Below are 15,596 nucleotides of genomic sequence, written 5' to 3'. Positions count from 1 at the left end.
ATGAGCGCATTCCCAGACCATTTCCTAACTTTAACCCGCGATAAACGCGCGCCTAACCATGCATAAACTTGTCCTGATGCGCCACGGCGAAAGCCAGTGGAACCTGGAAAACCGCTTCACCGGCTGGACCGACGTGGACCTGACCGATACCGGCCGCGAGCAGGCCCGCAAGGCCGGCGAGCTCCTCAAGAAAGAGGGCTACACCTTCGACCTGGCCTACACCTCGGTGCTCAAGCGCGCCATCCGCACCCTGTGGATCGCCCTGGACGCCATGGACGCCATGTACACCCCCGTGGGCGTGAACTGGCGCCTGAACGAACGCCACTACGGCGCGCTGCAGGGCCTGAACAAGTCCGAAACCGCGGCCAAGTACGGCGACGAGCAAGTGCTGATCTGGCGCCGCGCCTACGCCATCGCCCCGGAACCGCTGTCGCTGGACGACGAACGCCACCCGCGCTTCGACAGCCGCTACGCGCGCATCCCGGCCGACCAGCTGCCGGCCACCGAGTGCCTGAAGGACACCGTGGCCCGTGTGCTGCCGTTCTGGAACGAATCCATCGCCCCGGCCATCCGCGCCGGCCGCAAGGTGCTCATCGCCGCCCACGGCAACAGCCTGCGCGCCCTGATCAAGCATCTGGACAATGTGTCGGACGACGACATCGTCAACCTCAACATCCCCACCGGGCAGCCGCTGGTGTATGAATTGGATGATGACCTGAAGCCCATCCGCCACTATTATCTGGGCGATGCGGCCGAGATCGAGGCTGCCATGGCGGCCGTGGCCGCCCAGGGCAAGGCCAAGAAGGGCTGATATCCACAGAAGGACTGATATTTCCATGTGTCGCGCGGCGGGGTTGTTGTTGGCGGTCATGCTGGCCGGAGGGGCGTTGCCGGCCGGCGCCGCAACCGACGACCTTGCCGGCCGTCAGTCCGATGCCGAAAGGCAGCAGGCCGCCCTGCGCGACCGCATCGAAAACCTGCAGAAGGAAATCGACGACCGCGAGGCCGCCCGCAAGGAAGCGGCCGACGCGCTCAAGCAGTCCGAGTCGGCCATTTCCCGGATCAACCTGCGCCTGCGCGAACTGGCCGAGGCCAACCGCCAGGCCCAGTCCGACCTGGCCGGCCTGGAACAGCAGATCGACGCCCAGCAGGCCGTGCTGGCCAAGCGCCGCACCGAACTGGCCGAGCAGCTGCGCACGCAGTACACCAGCGGCCTGTCGCCCTGGACCGCGCTGCTGTCCGGCGACGATCCCCAGGTGCTGGGACGCAACCTGGGCTACCTGGATTACGTCTCGCGCGCCCGCGCCGCCGCGGTGCAGGCCCTGAGGGCCGACATCGACCGCCTGGCCGCGCTGCAGGGGCGCGCCGACGCCCGGCGCGCCGAGATCGAAAAGGTCGTGGCCGAGACCTCCGAACAGAAAACCGCGCTGGTCGCGCAGCAGAAAGAGCGCGCCACGCTGCTGGCGCAGCTGGAAGGCCAGATCGCCGCCCAGCGCGCCGAGGCCAACAAGCTGGGCCGCGACGACCAGCGCCTGTCGCGCCTGATTACCGACCTGGACGCGGCCATCGCCCGCCAGATCGAAGAGGCGCGCAAGGCCGAAGAAGCCCGCAGAAAGGCCGAAGAGGCCCGCCGGGCCGAGGAAGCGCGCCGCGCGGCCGCCGAAGCCGCCCGCAAGCAGGCCGAGGCCGAACAGGCCCGCAAGAAAGCCGAGGCGGACCGCCTGGCCGCCGCCGACAAGGCGCGGCGCGAACGCGACGCCCGCGACGCCCGTGAAGCGGCCCAGGCCCGCGAGCAGGTCGAGGCGGCCTCGCGCCAGAACCGCGGCCCGGTGGCCCTGGCCGATCCGGACGCCGCCGGCCTGCGTCCGGCCGAACAGCGCGAATCCCGCGTGATCGTGCCGCCGGCGCCGCCCGTGGAAAAACCCGAGCCGGCGCCGCAGAAAGCGGAACCCGCGCCCGAGAAACCCGCTCCAACCCGCAGCGAGTCCGCGCAGCAGACGGCGCGCGCCGCGCCGCTGGGCGGCGGCAACGGCCTGCGCCGCGGCCTGGCCATGCCGGTGCGCGGGCAGGTGCAGGGCCGCTTCGGGGTCGACCGCCCCGACGGCGGCGTCTGGCGCGGCGTGGTGCTGCGCGCGCCCGAGGGCACGCCGGTCAAGGTGGTGGCGCCCGGCACCGTGGTCTACGCCGATTGGCTGCGCGGTTTCGGCAACCTCATCATTGTGGATCATGGGCAGCAGTACCTGACCGTCTATGCTTACAACCAAAGCCTGCTCAAGCGGGTGGGAGATTCGGTGACGGGTGGCGACACGATCGCCACGGTCGGCGCAACCGGCGGCCAAGTGGAATCCGGCCTATACTTTGAAATTCGCCATCGCGGCGCGCCTGTCGATCCAGCCCAGTGGCTGGCGCAGTAAGCGCCGTCGGCAAATGCGTGTCGTTGGCAATTATGTGTCGTTGGTAGAAAACCGTTGGTAAATTTCAAACCCTACCAAACCCCAACCCATCGGCGAAAACACAATTCGGGAAGTGTGCATGGGCACTCGTAAGTTTCGCGGTTTCGGTCTGATTGCCATCGGTGCGGTGGCTGGTGTGTTGCTCAGCGTGGGCGTGACGGCAGTCGCGCAGCGCGGCAGTCCCCTGCCTCTGGACGAGCTCAGGCAACTGAGCAACGTATTTGCCGCCATCAAGAACAACTACGTCGAGGCCGTCGACGACAAGACCCTGATCGACAATGCCATCTCCGGCATGGTGTCGAACCTGGACCCCCACTCCGCCTACCTGGATGCCGACGCGTTCCGCGAAATGCAGACGGCCACGCAGGGCGAGTTCGGCGGGCTGGGCATCGAGGTCGGCGCCGAGGACGGCTTCGTCAAGGTGATCTCGCCCATCGAGGACACGCCCGCCGCGCGCGCCGGCGTGATGGCCGGCGACCTCATCATCAAGATCGACGACACGCCCACCAAGGGCATGACGCTCAACGACGCGGTCAAGCTGATGCGCGGCGCGCCCAAGTCGCCGATCACGCTGACCATCATGCGCGCCGACCGTCCGCAGCCCATCGTGCTGAAGATCGTGCGCGACATCATCAAGGTGCGCAGCGTGCGCAGCAAGATGCTGGACAACGGCGTGGGCTACGTGCGCATCGCCCAGTTCCAGGAAAAGACCGGCGCGGACCTGGCCAAGCAGCTCAAGGACCTGGGCACCAAGGAAGCTCCCAAGGGCCTGGTGCTGGACCTGCGCAACGACCCGGGCGGCCTGCTGACCAGCGCCATCGGCGTGGCCGGCGCCTTCCTGCCGCCCGATGCGCTGGTGGTGTCCACCGACGGCCGCACGCCCGACGCGCGCCACAAGTACCTGGCCACCCCGTCCGAGTACGCCCGCGGCGAAAGCAACTACCTGGCCGGCCTGCCGGCCTGGACCAAGAAGGTGCCGATGGTGGTGCTGGTCAACGTCGGTTCGGCCTCGGCTTCCGAGATCGTGGCCGGCGCGCTGCAGGACCACAAGCGCGCCAAGGTCCTGGGCAACCGCAGCTTCGGCAAGGGCTCGGTGCAGGTGATCCTGCCGCTGTCGGAAACCACCGCGGTCAAGCTCACCACCTCGCGCTACTTCACGCCCAGCGGCCGCTCGATCCAGGCCACCGGCATCGAGCCCGACTACGTCGTGGCCGACACCGCCGACGGCGACCTGTTCCGCCTGCCGCGCGAAGCCGACCTGCAGCGCCACCTGTCGAACCAGCAGACGGCCAACGAAGTGAAATCCAACGCCGACCAGGACAACGTCGACGTGCCGGCCAAGGTGTTCGAATTCGGCGGCAAGGACGACTTCCAGCTGCAGCAGGCGCTGAACCTGCTGGCCGGCAAGCCGGTGCAGAAGGGTTCGGCCCGCGCCCAGGCCAAGGCCGATTCCAAGCCCGGCGTGGGCGCCGCCCAGCGCATGACGATCACGCCGACCGGAGTCGAGCCCGTCAAGACCAAATGAACGACGAGCAACTGCTGCGCTACGCCCGCCACATCCTGCTCGACGAGCTGGGCATAGAAGGGCAGGAAAAACTGCTGGCGGCGCGTGTGCTCATCGTGGGGGCGGGCGGACTGGGTTCGCCTGCCGCGCTCTACCTGGCCACCGCCGGCGTGGGCGACATCACCCTGGCCGACGACGACGTCGTCGAGCTCAGCAACCTGCAGCGCCAGATCCTGCATACCAACGCCAGCGTCGGCCGCCGCAAGGCCGAGTCCGGGCGCGACATGCTGGCGGCCTTCAATCCGCAGACGCGGGTCCACGCCCGCGTCGAGCGGCTCGCGGGCCAGGCCCTGTCGGACGCGGTCGCGCAGGCCGACCTGGTGCTGGACTGCACCGACAACTTCACCACCCGCCACGCCATCAACCGCGCCTGCGTCCAGCACCGCAAGCCGCTGGTGTCCGGGGCCGCGATCCGCTTCGACGGCCAGGTCAGCGTCTACGACCTGCGCGACGACGACGCGCCCTGCTACCACTGCCTGTTTCCCGAAGCCGACGACGTCGAAGAGGCCAATTGCGCCACCATGGGCGTGTTCGCGCCGGTGGTGGGCATCATCGGCAGCATGCAGGCCGCGGAAGCCCTCAAGCTGCTGTCCGGCGTGGGCGAGAGCCTGTCGGGGCGGCTGCTGTGGCTGGACGTGCGCACCATGCAATGGCGCAGCGTCAACGTGCAGCGCGATCCGGAGTGCGCCGTCTGCGGCCATCGCGGGCGCTGAACCGGCCCGGGTATTGAACCCGCGGACAATATTAAAGGCGTCACAGACCTGCTATAACGCCAGCCTGCCCATCTGAACCCGGATGGACGTGGCCAGGGACGTGACAGCGTGGATACTGCACTGAAGTTCAGCTTGCCCAGATGGCGCCTGACGCGCTGGCTCACGCATTCCGGGCACGATACGCCGGCGGACATCCGCGCGGCGCTGATCGCCAGCCTGTTCGGCACGCTGCCGATCTTCGCCGGCGGCGTCATCAACACCCTGATGATCTCGGGCGTGGTCGCCTGGCGGCGTCCCGAGCCGCTGTACCTGTCCTGGCTGGCGATGGAAGTCCTGCTGGCCGTGGTCCGGGTGACCGTGCTGCGCTCCGCGCTGAAGGCCGCGCCCCGCGGCGGCAACACCCATACCGACATCTACATCCTGCTGGCCCTGCTGTGGGCCTTCAGCGTAGGCTACGGCGTCTTCGTCACCTTCCTCAACGGCGACTGGCTGGCCGCCACGCTGGCCGGGGTGTCCTGCGGCGCCATGGCCGGCGGCATCTGCTTTCGCAACTACGGCGCGCCGCGGCTGGTCGGCGCCATGATCTTCCTCAGCCTGGGGCCGATGTGCCTGGGCGCGCTGTTCACGGGCGAATACGTCACCGCCATCGTGTTCATCCAGATCCCGTTCTACCTGGTCAGCATGAGCATCGCGTCGCACCGGCTCAACCGCATCCTGGTGTCGACCATGCTGGCCGAGCGCGACAGCGAACGCCGCGCCAGCCAGGACGCGCTGACCGGCCTGGCCAACCGCGCCGGCCTGCAGGCCGCGCTCGAACGCGTCTGCGCCAGCGCGCGCAGCCAGGACAGCTCGGCGGCGCTGCTGTACATGGACATGGACGACTTCAAGCTCATCAACGACACCTACGGCCATGCCGCGGGCGACCAGGTGCTCATGACCATCGGCCAGCGCATGCGCGCCATGCTGCGGGTCGACGACATGGCCGCGCGCATCGGCGGCGACGAATTCATCGTGCTGGTGACCGGCATCGACGCCACCGCCGCGCTGCGGCTGGGCGAGCACCTGCTGCATGACGTCTCGCAGCCGATCACGCTGGCCGACGGCACCCGCGTCAGCGTGGGCCTGTCCATCGGCATCTCCATCGTGTCGGGGGCCAACCGCAGCCCGCAGGCGGCGCTGGATTCCGCCGACGCCGCGCTGTATCGCGCCAAGGCGCGCGGCGGACGCTGCTGCGCGGTGGCCGGCGGCGGCGAGCCGGGCGCGGCCGATGGCGGCGTGCTGCCGGACGGCGCGCGCGCGGTAGCCTGAAACGCCGCACCGGTATGCGGGCATCGTTTTCAATAAAGTTATCAGATAACCTGAAAAGCCTGTCTATAATCGCCCCATGCTGAGCAAGAGCCTGACCCTGACCGAACAGGTCGCCCGCCGGATCGCGGGCGACATCGCCGAGGGCGCCCATCCCGTGGGCGCCAAGCTGCCGCCCGGGCGCGTCCTGGCGCAGCAGTACGGCGTCAGCGCCGCCGTCATCCGCGAGGCCACCGAGCGCCTGCGCGCCCAGGGCCTGATCCAGAGCCGCCAGGGCTCGGGCAGCGTGGTGGTGTCGCGCACCGGCGCGCAGGGCTTTCAGGTGTCGGCTGGCATCGCCGACCGCGAACAATTGGCCAGCGTGTACGAACTGCGCATGGAACTGGAAGGCGGCGCGGCCGCGCTGGCGGCGCTGCGCCGCAACGCCGCGGACCTGGCGGCCATGGGGCAGGCCCTGGCCGCGCTGCAGCAGCATCTGGACGACCCGGAGCAGGGCGTGGAGCACGACATCGCGTTCCACGTCGCGATCGCCGCGGCCACCCACAACCGCTACTACCAGGATCTGCTGCAGTACCTCAACCTGCAGCTGCGCCTTGCCGTCAGCACCGCGCGCAGCAACAGCCGCCGCCAGGCCGGCCTGACCGCGGCCGTGCACCAGGAGCACGTGGCCGTGTTCGAGGCCATCAGCGCCGGCGACGCCGAGCGCGCCCGGCTGGCGGCCACCCGGCATTTGCAGCAGGCGGCCAGCCGCCTGAACCTCGAACTCTTCTTTCCGGCCGCAAGGCAGACATCATGAGCGCAACCGACTTCACGCAACGCCTGGTCCAGGCCCTGGGCCCCGACACCGTTCTCACCGCCGAGGCCGACATCGCGCCCTGGCTTTCCGACTGGCGCGGCCTCTACAAGGGCCAGGCCCAGGCCGTGGTGCGCCCGCGCAGCACCGAAGAAGTCGCGACCTGCCTGGCGCTGTGCCAGCAGGCCGGCGTGCCGGTGGTGCCGCGCGGCGGCAACACCGGGCTGTGCGGCGGCGCCACGCCGGACGCGGGCGCGGCCAACGTGGTGCTCAGCCTGGACCGCATGAACGCCGTGCGCGCCATCGACACCGTGGCCAACACGATGGTGGCGGAAGCCGGCGCCATCCTCGGCAACCTGCGCCGCGCGGCCCAGGAAGCCGGCCGCCTGCTGCCGCTCAGCCTGGCGGCGGAGGATTCCAGCCAGATCGGCGGCAACGTGGCCACCAACGCCGGCGGCGTGAACGTGGTGCGCTACGGCATGGCGCGCGAACTGGTGCTGGGCCTGGAAGCGGTGCTGCCCACCGGCGAAATCTTCCACGGCTTGCGCACGCTGCGCAAGGACAATACCGGCTACGACCTCAAGCAGTTGCTGATCGGCTCGGAAGGCACGCTGGGCGTGATCACGGCGGTGGCGCTGCGCCTGTTTCCGCGCACCGACGTGCGCTCGGTGGTGCTGGCCGCGGTGGAGTCGCCGGCGCAGGCCCTGCAGCTGTTCGAGATCCTGTTCGAGCAGTGCGGCGCGCGCCTGCAGGCCTTCGAGTATTTTTCGGGCGATTGCCTGGACCTGGTGCTGGCGCACGCCGAAGGCGTGCAGGAGCCTTTCGCGCAGCGCTACCCGGGCTATGTGCTGGTGGAACTGGCCGATACCGCCGACGAGGCGGCCCTGACGAATCTGCTGGAGCACGTGATCGGCGCCGCGCTGGAGCGCGGGCTGTGCCTGGACGCGGCGGTGTCGGCGTCGCTGGCGCAACTGCAGGCGCTGTGGAAGCTGCGCGAAGAGATATCAGAAGCGCAGCGCGCCGACGGTCCGCACCTCAAGCACGATGTGTCGCTGCCCATCGAACGCATCCCGGAATTCATGGAGTCGGCCGAGGCGCGGGTGCGGGCGCTGTTCCCGGACATCCGTCCGTTCATCTTCGGCCATTTCGGCGACGGCAACCTGCACTACAACCTGTCGCGGCCGGCCGGCGCCGACCGCGACTGGGTGGCGGTGCATGGAGAGGCGATCACGGACGCCGTGCTGGACGAGGTGAACCGCTACGGCGGGAGTATTTCGGCGGAGCACGGGATCGGGCAGCTCAAGCGGGCGCATTTCCTGCATAGCAAGGACCCGCTGGAGTTGCGCTTGATGCGCCAGATCAAGGCGGTGCTGGACCCGGCCGGGATCATGAATCCCGGGAAGTTGCTGTAGGAGGGGTGCAGCGCGAGAGTCCTTGAGCAAGAACTCATATCTCAAACGCGCGTAACCCATCAGGCGGCGCCAGCCGCCGTTTTTCGTAGCAAGAGACAAACAGCCGGCTCTCGCCGGCCGATGGGTTACGCGCCGCCTGTCACTGCCGGTGATAAACCTCGGCTCCCTTCTTCACGAACTCCACCGACTTCTCCTGCATCCCCTTCTGCAGCGCGTCCTTCTCGCTCACGCCCTGCGCCGCGGCGTAATCGCGCACGTCCTGCGTGATCTTCATGCTGCAGAAGTGCGGGCCGCACATGGAGCAGAAGTGCGCGACTTTCATCGAGTCCTTGGGCAGGGTCTCGTCGTGGAACTCCTTGGCGGTGTCGGGGTCCAGGCCCAGGTTGAACTGGTCGTCCCAGCGGAACTCGAAGCGCGCCTTGGACAGGGCGTTGTCGCGGATCGCGGCGCCGGGGTGGCCCTTGGCCAGGTCGGCGGCATGGGCGGCGATTTTGTAGGTGATGATGCCGTCCTTCACGTCCTTCTTGTTCGGCAGGCCCAGGTGCTCCTTCGGCGTGACGTAACAGAGCATCGCCGTGCCGTACCAGCCGATCAGCGCCGCGCCGATGCCGGAGGTGATGTGGTCGTAGCCGGGGGCGATGTCGGTGGTCAGGGGGCCCAGCGTGTAGAACGGCGCCTCGTGGCAGTGCTCCAGCTGCAGCTCCATGTTTTCCTTGATCATCTGCATCGGCACGTGGCCGGGGCCTTCGATCATGACCTGCACATCGTGCTTCCAGGCCACCTGGGTCAGCTCGCCCAGGGTCTTGAGTTCGGCGAATTGCGCTTCGTCGTTGGCGTCGTAGCCCGAGCCGGGACGCAGGCCGTCGCCCAGCGAGAAGCTGACGTCGTAGGCCTTCATGATTTCGCAGATTTCCTCGAAGCGCTCGTAGAGGAAGCTTTCCTTGTGGTGGGCCAGGCACCACTTCGCCATGATGGAGCCGCCGCGCGAGACGATGCCGGTCATGCGGTCGGCGGTCATGGGGATGAACGGCAGGCGCACGCCGGCGTGGATGGTGAAGTAGTCCACGCCTTGCTCGGCCTGTTCGATCAGGGTGTCGCGGAAGATCTCCCAGGTCAGTTCCTCCGCCTTGCCGTCGACCTTCTCCAGCGCCTGGTAGATCGGCACGGTGCCGATGGGCACGGGCGAGTTGCGGATGATCCATTCGCGCGTTTCGTGGATGTGCTTGCCGGTGGACAGGTCCATGACCGTGTCGCCGCCCCAGCGGATCGCCCAGGTCATTTTCTCGACTTCCTCGCCAATGCCGGAGCTGACCGCGGAGTTGCCGATGTTGGCGTTGATCTTCACCAGGAAATTGCGGCCGATGGCCATCGGCTCGATTTCGGGGTGGTTGATGTTGGCCGGGATGATGGCGCGGCCGCGCGCGATCTCGTCGCGCACGAACTCGGGCGTGATGGCCGCGGGAATCGAGGCGCCGAACGATTGGCCGGGATGCTGGCGCAGCAGGCGCTTGACCATCTTCTCGCCGTCGGGGCCGCTGTCGCGCAGCGACTGCAGGTATTGCTCGCGGCGCAGGCTTTCGCGGATCGCCACATATTCCATTTCCGGCGTGACGATGCCGCGGCGCGCATAGTGCATCTGGGTCACGTTGGCGCCGGCCTTGGCGCGGCGCGGCGGGCGCTGCAGGTCGAAGCGCATGGCCGTCAGCTTGGGATCGGCCAGGCGCGCCTTGCCGTAGTCGCTGGTGGGGCCGGCCAGCACCTCGGTGTCGCCGCGTTCCTCGATCCAGGCGCGGCGCACTTCGGGCAGGCCGCGGCGGATGTCGATGCGCACGTTCGGGTCGGTATAGGGGCCGCTGCAGTCATAGACCGTGAGCGGCGGGTTCTTCTCGCCGCCGAACATGGTCGGCGTGTCGGCCTGCTCGATCTCGCGAAACGGCACGCGGATGTCGGGCCGCGAACCGGTTTCGTACACCTTGCGCGATTTGGGCAGCGGCGCGACGGCGGCCGCGTCCACTTCTGCGGTGGCGGCCAGGAATTTGGGATTTGCGTTCATGGAAAGCTCCAAGCGAGTGGTTGGAGCCGATCGGGAAGGAATTTCCGCCGCGCGCGGGCGGACGGAAATACGGCTCCCAGCATCGGCATTATCCGTACTGGTACGAAGGGACTCTCTCAACACGTCGCGGCGTTCAAGCCGCGGCGAGTACCCCTGCACGAAAGCGGAGTATAGATGCTGGCGGGCGATTCCGACGAATCGCGGCGTGCGCGGCCGGCGAGCAGGCTGGTATTACCGCTTTACAATTGGAATCAGACTGCGGCGACACGCCGATTCAGGTTCGGTACACTTTTCAGACGTGCCGGGCGCGCGCCGCGACCTGGTCTTAGTCCACTTGAGAAGGAATCGAGCATGCAACTTACCTTACGCAAATTGGCGCCCGCCCTGGTTGTCGTGACGTTGGCGCTAGCGGGTTGCAAGACCGCCCCGACCAAGACCTCCGACACCGGCGCCACCGCGCCCGCGGCCGGCCAGCAATCGACCACGCCCGCCACCGCCGCCAGCGTGGACTTCTACCTGGCCCACAAGCAGCCCGGCGCGGGCCTGCGTGAAATCAGCCTGCCCGACGGCAAGCTCTACATGCAGGAAGTGCCCGTGCTCACGCGCGCCGACCTGACCGACGCCGCCGCGCTGGTCGACCGCCAGGGCCAGAACTTCGTGGGCCTGCGCTTTTCCGAAGCCGGCGCGCGCAAGCTCAACGACGTCAGCTCCAAGAACGTCGGCAACATGCTGGCGCTGGTGATCGACCGCGAACTGGTCGCCGCTCCGCTGATCGGCGAACCGCTGAACCGCGGCGTGCTGGCCTTCGGCGTGCCCTCGGCCAAGGCCGCTTCGGAAATCGCCGCCAAGATCCGCGGCGACGCCGCGGTGCCCGCCACCAGCACGACGCCGGCCGCCAAGCCCTGATCGGCTCGCGCACGAAAGCCCGCTACGGCGGGCTTTTTTTCGTTTGAAATAGGACCACGATACGGCCCCGATCGTCAGCCGCTCTTGCGGCCGCGCGGCTTGGCGTTGCGGCGGATGCGCAGGACCTGTTCGATATAGGTCTGCGCAATGGCTTCCAGTCCGATGCGTTCGTCGGATGTGAGCGATTCCACCTGGGCTGGCGATATATTGAAGAACGGCCAGGGCGCATGCGGACGATGCCGGCCGCTGGCGCGCGGCGGACCTTCCGCCACGCCGGTGACCGGTAGCGTGTCGCTCAGGTCGTACCCGTCCATGGGCAGTTCCATCGGGCCCTTGCCGGTCTCCAGCCATTCGGCTTCGACCTTCAGCACCTGCGCCAGCTTGCGCGAAGAACGGCTGGAATGCCGCAGTCCGCTCTCATAGCTGCCGATGGCGCTTTGCGAAAGGCGCGCCATACGGGCGAGCGTTTTCTGCGTGTGGCCACGCAAAAGACGCGCATGCTTCAGCCGGTCCGAGAATGTCTTCACAAAGCGATTGAAGCGTGGCGTTAGTTTACGTTGGTAGTTATAAATATTACCTAAGTGATAAACGTATTGATGGGCAGGAGGACGGCATGCAGCAACGAGGCAGCGTTTTCGTACTCGCAAGCGATGGTGCAGCTCGCGATCTGGTCGCAATGTTGCGCACGTTCCATTGGACGGTTTGCGCGTTTGATTCCCTGGCGGCGCTACTGGACGGCCTGCAGGCCCAGATGGTCGATGTGCTGGTGTTGCAGGGCAGTTGGCCGGACGTGGCCGAGCGCGTGGTTTCGCTGGGCCGCGCGGTGCCGGCGGCGGCGCTGGTCTGGCGGGTGCGCGGCGGCGTCACGGTCGAGCGGCGCATCGCGGCGCTGGATGCCGGCGTGGACGTCTGCGTCGAAGCCGGCATGCCCGGGCCGGAATGGGATGCCTTGCTGCGCAGCCTGTGCCGGCGCGGGCGCCGGGGCGGCTCGCCGTGGCGCGTCGACCTGCAGGCCGGCGCGCTGGCCGGGCCTGCCGGCCAGCGCGTGCCCCTGACTGCGGCTGAATGTGCGTTTCTCGTCCGCCTGCTGAACGCGCCCGGCCACAGGTTGCCTCGCGAAGCGCTGCTGCCCGAGGAAGTGCGCGGCTCGCAGGTCGGCATGCGGCGGGTGGACGTGCTGGTGTCGCGGCTGCGCGCCAAGGCGCGCCGCCTCAATGTGGAATTTCCGGTGCTCGCGGTGCGCGGCTGGGGCTATATGCTGCTGCCCGACGGCAGTTAGCGCCTTGCCGCTACAGCACCACCAGGTTGTCCCGGTGCATGAGTTCCGGTTCGGTCATGCTGCCCAGAATGCGTGCAATCTGAGACGAAGGCTGGCGCAGGATGCGCCGCGTATCGGCCGACGAATAATTGATCAGCCCGCGTGCGCATTCATGTCCCTGGCTGTCCACGCAGGCCACCACGTCGCCGCGGCCGAACTCGCCTTCCACGTCGGTCACGCCGATGGGCAGCAGGCTCTTGCCTTCGCGCAGCAGCGCCCGCACGGCGCCGTCGTCCAGCACCACGCGGCCGCGCAGGCGCAGGTGGTCGGCCAGCCATTGCTTGCGCGCCGACCACACCGGCAGCACGGCGCGCAGTTCGCTGCCTATGCATTCGCCTTCGGCCAGCCGCGTGAGCACGTTACGCTCGCGGCCGGACGCAATCACCGTGTGCGCGCCGCTGTGGGCGGCGCGCTTGGCCGCCAGCACCTTGGTCAGCATGCCGCCGGTGCCGATGCCGCTGCCGGCGCCGCCGGCCATGGCTTCCAGCGCCGGATCGCCGGCCTGGGCGTGCGCCATGAACTTGGCGTCGGGATTCTTGCGGGGGTCGGAATCGTACAGGCCGCGCTGGTCCGTCAGGATGATCAGCGTATCGGCCTCGATCAGGTTGGTGACAAGCGCGCCCAGCGTGTCGTTGTCGCCCAGCCGGATTTCATCGGTGACCACCGTGTCGTTTTCGTTCACGATGGGCACCACGCCCAGGCGCAGCAGCGCGAACAGCGTGCTGCGCGCGTTCAGGTAGCGGTGGCGGTCGGCCAGGTCTTCGTGGGTCAGCAGGATCTGCGCGGTGCGCAGGCCGAATTCGGCGAACGCGGCCTCGTAGGCCTGGCATAGGCCCATCTGGCCCACGGCGGCGGCGGCCTGCAGCTCATGCATCACCGACGGGCGCTTGCGCCAGCCCAGGCGCGCCATGCCTTCCGCGATGGCGCCGCTGGAGACCAGCACGACCTGCTTGCCCTGCTTGTGCAGGGCGGCGATCTGCGCGGCCCAGTGGGCCACGGCGGCGCGGTCCAGGCCGCGGCCTTCGTTGGTGACCAGCGACGAGCCGACTTTGGCGACGAGGCGCTGGGCTTGTGAGACGACGGAAACTGCGGGTGATTCGGCAGACATGATGGCGGCGGGCTGCGGCGCGGAAAAAAGGCGTAATCGTAAGGACTGCGATTATGGCTTATTCGTCGCCGCTGCGCGGCGTGGAACGCGGGTCGGCGTCCGAGCGCTTGTCGTCGAAGCGCGGGTCCGGCGCCACGTAGCTGCCATCGGCCTGGTCCTGCGCCAGCTGTTCCTTTTCACGCTCGGCGTCCAGGTAATCCTGCAGCGCGTAGATCAGGTCCTGCGTGCCCTCGCCGGACAGGCCGGAGATGCCGAACACCGGACCCTTCCAGCCGTACAGTTCCAGGAAGCGGCGCTTGGTGTCCTCGGGGTCGGCCACCATGTCCAGCTTGTTCAGCACCAGCCAGCGCGGCTTGGCGGCCAGCTCGGGATCGTAGCGGCGCAGCTCCTCGACGATGGCGCGGGCATCGGTGACGGCCTGTTCGACCGGGTCCGCATCGGGATCGGGCGTGGACACGTCCACCAGGTGCAGCAGCACACGGGTGCGCGCCAGGTGGCGCAGGAACAGGTGGCCCAGGCCGGCGCCCTCGGAGGCGCCTTCGATCAGGCCGGGAATGTCGGCCACGACGAAACTGCGCGACGGCGAGGTGCGCACCACGCCCAGGTTGGGGTGCAGCGTGGTGAACGGGTAGTCCGCGATCTTCGGCTTGGCGTTGGAGATGCGGGTGATCAGGGTGGACTTGCCGGCGTTGGGCAGGCCGAGCAGGCCCACGTCGGCCAGCACCTTCAGCTCCATGCGCAGGTAGCGGTGCTCGCCTTCCTTGCCCGGCGTCCACTGGCGCGGCGCGCGGTTCACGCTGGACTTGAAATGGATGTTGCCCATGCCGCCCTGGCCGCCGGCGGCCAGCACCACCTTCTGGTCGTGCTGGTTCAGGTCGAACAGGACTTCGCCGGTTTCCGCGTCATGGATGACGGTGCCGACCGGCACGCGCAGCGTGATGTCGGGCGCGGCCGCGCCGTACTGGTCCGAGCCGCGGCCGTTTTCGCCGTTCTTGGCGCGGTGCAGGCGGGCGTAGCGGAAATCGATCAGCGTGTTGATGTTGCGGTCGGCCACCGCGTAGATGGAGCCGCCGCGACCGCCGTCGCCGCCGTCCGGGCCGCCCTTGGGGATGAACTTTTCGCGGCGAAAGCTCGCCACGCCATTGCCGCCTTTGCCGGCGACGACCTCGATGGTGGCTTCGTCTACGAATTTCATGGTGTCCGTGCGTATGAAAAGTGAGGGCAGGGCGGGACGTCCCGGCCGCTGCCTTGAAACAAAAAAGCCCTGCCGCATGCGACAGGGCTTTGCCGAACGCGGCGGACCGCGTTGCTGACCGTGCTCTTGCCGATTACTCGGCGGCGACGATCGAAACGGTCTGCTTGTTCAACGCGCCCTTGAAGCCGAATTGAACCTTGCCGTCGACCAGCGCGAACAGGGTGTGGTCCTTGCCCATGCCGACGTTCACGCCAGCGTGGAAACGGGTGCCGCGCTGACGCACGATGATCGAACCGGCGGGGATCAATTCACCGCCGAATGCCTTGACGCCCAGACGCTTCGATTCTGAGTCGCGTCCGTTTCGCGTAGAGCCGCCGCCCTTTTTCTGTGCCATGTTTAGCTCCTGCTAAGTGGTACCGAGTCGCTACTTAAGCCGTGATGGCTTCGATGCGGATTTCGGTGTAGTTCTGACGGTGGCCCTGACGCTTCTGGTAGTGCTTGCGACGGCGCATCTTGAAGATCTTGACCTTGTCGTGGCGGCCTTGCGCAAGAACCGTTGCCTTGACCACGGCGCCGGAGACGAGGGGCGTGCCAACTTTCAGCTGGTCGCCTTCGCCCACGGACAGCACTTGGTCCAGGGTGATTTCTTGCCCAATGTCAGCCGGTATCTGTTCTATCTTGAGTTTTTCGCCAGCGGCAACGCGATACTGCTTGCCACCGGTTTTTACGACCGCGTACATGGGGTGTTCCTTAAATAGGTAAAAAGGTCCATTTGC

Annotated in this window: 15 protein-coding genes; 9 read left to right on the top strand and 6 right to left on the bottom strand. The window is 67.7% G+C overall.

Features of this window, described 5'->3' with window-relative positions; genetic code table 11:
• Positions 1-58 precede the first annotated feature (58 nt).
• From gpmA to A6B37_RS21060, 7 genes are all read left to right on the top strand, one after another.
• The gene (gene gpmA, locus A6B37_RS21090) at positions 59-811 is read left to right on the top strand and encodes a 2,3-diphosphoglycerate-dependent phosphoglycerate mutase (protein WP_102775303.1); all 753 of its coding nucleotides are present in this window, start codon (positions 59-61) and stop codon (positions 809-811) included.
• 25 nt (positions 812-836) lie between these two features.
• Entirely contained in the window at positions 837-2,414 is a 1,578-nt protein-coding gene (locus A6B37_RS21085) for a peptidoglycan DD-metalloendopeptidase family protein (protein WP_102775304.1), read from the top strand.
• Positions 2,415-2,532: 118 nt separating this feature from the next.
• Positions 2,533-3,978 carry a S41 family peptidase gene (locus A6B37_RS21080; protein ID WP_111826832.1) on the top strand — a complete coding sequence of 482 codons (1,446 nt, stop codon included), beginning with the start codon at positions 2,533-2,535 and terminating at the stop codon, positions 3,976-3,978.
• A complete protein-coding gene (moeB, locus tag A6B37_RS21075; RefSeq protein ID WP_102775306.1) occupies positions 3,975-4,730 on the top strand; it encodes a molybdopterin-synthase adenylyltransferase MoeB in 756 nt (251 codons plus the stop codon). Before A6B37_RS21080 ends, moeB begins: the two co-directional genes overlap by 4 nt.
• 108 nt (positions 4,731-4,838) lie before the next feature.
• Entirely contained in the window at positions 4,839-6,038 is a 1,200-nt protein-coding gene (locus A6B37_RS21070; RefSeq protein WP_111826831.1) for a GGDEF domain-containing protein, read from the top strand.
• A 76-nt stretch (positions 6,039-6,114) separates the two neighbouring features.
• The gene (locus A6B37_RS21065) at positions 6,115-6,831 is read left to right on the top strand and encodes a FadR/GntR family transcriptional regulator (RefSeq protein WP_102775308.1); all 717 of its coding nucleotides are present in this window, start codon (positions 6,115-6,117) and stop codon (positions 6,829-6,831) included.
• The gene (locus tag A6B37_RS21060; RefSeq protein WP_111826830.1) at positions 6,828-8,240 is read left to right on the top strand and encodes an FAD-binding oxidoreductase; all 1,413 of its coding nucleotides are present in this window, start codon (positions 6,828-6,830) and stop codon (positions 8,238-8,240) included. Before A6B37_RS21065 ends, A6B37_RS21060 begins: the two co-directional genes overlap by 4 nt.
• 139 nt (positions 8,241-8,379) lie before the next feature.
• Here A6B37_RS21060 and thiC read toward each other — a convergent pair whose 3' ends face one another.
• Positions 8,380-10,293 carry a phosphomethylpyrimidine synthase ThiC gene (gene thiC, locus A6B37_RS21055; protein ID WP_102775310.1) on the bottom strand — a complete coding sequence of 638 codons (1,914 nt, stop codon included), beginning with the start codon at positions 10,291-10,293 and terminating at the stop codon, positions 8,380-8,382.
• 351 nt (positions 10,294-10,644) lie between these two features.
• Here thiC and A6B37_RS21050 point away from each other — a divergent pair, with 351 nt between their 5' ends.
• Positions 10,645-11,199, top strand: coding sequence for a preprotein translocase subunit SecD (locus tag A6B37_RS21050; protein ID WP_102775311.1), 555 nt, complete (start codon positions 10,645-10,647; stop codon positions 11,197-11,199).
• A 74-nt stretch (positions 11,200-11,273) separates the two neighbouring features.
• Here the strand turns inward: A6B37_RS21050 and A6B37_RS21045 are convergent, their stop codons facing one another.
• On the bottom strand, positions 11,274-11,726 hold the full coding sequence (locus tag A6B37_RS21045; protein WP_102775312.1) for a helix-turn-helix transcriptional regulator: 453 nt from the start codon (positions 11,724-11,726) through the stop codon (positions 11,274-11,276).
• A gap of 149 nt (positions 11,727-11,875) precedes the next feature.
• On the opposite strand from A6B37_RS21045, the gene A6B37_RS21040 reads away from it, so the two are divergent.
• Positions 11,876-12,478, top strand: a complete 603-nt coding sequence (locus tag A6B37_RS21040) for a winged helix-turn-helix domain-containing protein (protein WP_246842536.1) — start codon at positions 11,876-11,878, stop codon at positions 12,476-12,478.
• Between the two features lie 10 nt (positions 12,479-12,488).
• Here A6B37_RS21040 and proB read toward each other — a convergent pair whose 3' ends face one another.
• The 4 genes from proB to rplU form a co-directional block, all read right to left on the bottom strand.
• Positions 12,489-13,625: a glutamate 5-kinase gene (gene proB / locus A6B37_RS21035; RefSeq protein ID WP_102775314.1), complete on the bottom strand. Its 1,137-nt coding sequence runs from the start codon at positions 13,623-13,625 to the stop codon at positions 12,489-12,491.
• A gap of 58 nt (positions 13,626-13,683) precedes the next feature.
• A complete protein-coding gene (obgE, locus tag A6B37_RS21030) occupies positions 13,684-14,820 on the bottom strand; it encodes a GTPase ObgE (RefSeq protein ID WP_102775315.1) in 1,137 nt (378 codons plus the stop codon).
• 133 nt (positions 14,821-14,953) lie between these two features.
• The gene (rpmA, locus tag A6B37_RS21025; RefSeq protein WP_006389959.1) at positions 14,954-15,214 is read right to left on the bottom strand and encodes a 50S ribosomal protein L27; all 261 of its coding nucleotides are present in this window, start codon (positions 15,212-15,214) and stop codon (positions 14,954-14,956) included.
• A 34-nt stretch (positions 15,215-15,248) separates the two neighbouring features.
• Positions 15,249-15,560 carry a 50S ribosomal protein L21 gene (gene rplU, locus A6B37_RS21020; protein ID WP_006216228.1) on the bottom strand — a complete coding sequence of 104 codons (312 nt, stop codon included), beginning with the start codon at positions 15,558-15,560 and terminating at the stop codon, positions 15,249-15,251.
• Positions 15,561-15,596: the final 36 nt, after the last annotated feature.

It is taken from the genome of Achromobacter sp. HZ01 (genome assembly GCF_003267925.1).
Taxonomy (GTDB): domain Bacteria; phylum Pseudomonadota; class Gammaproteobacteria; order Burkholderiales; family Burkholderiaceae_B; genus Achromobacter; species Achromobacter pulmonis_A.
Note: the sequence above shows the minus strand (reverse complement) of the source record. Positions and strands in the feature narration are given on the sequence as shown.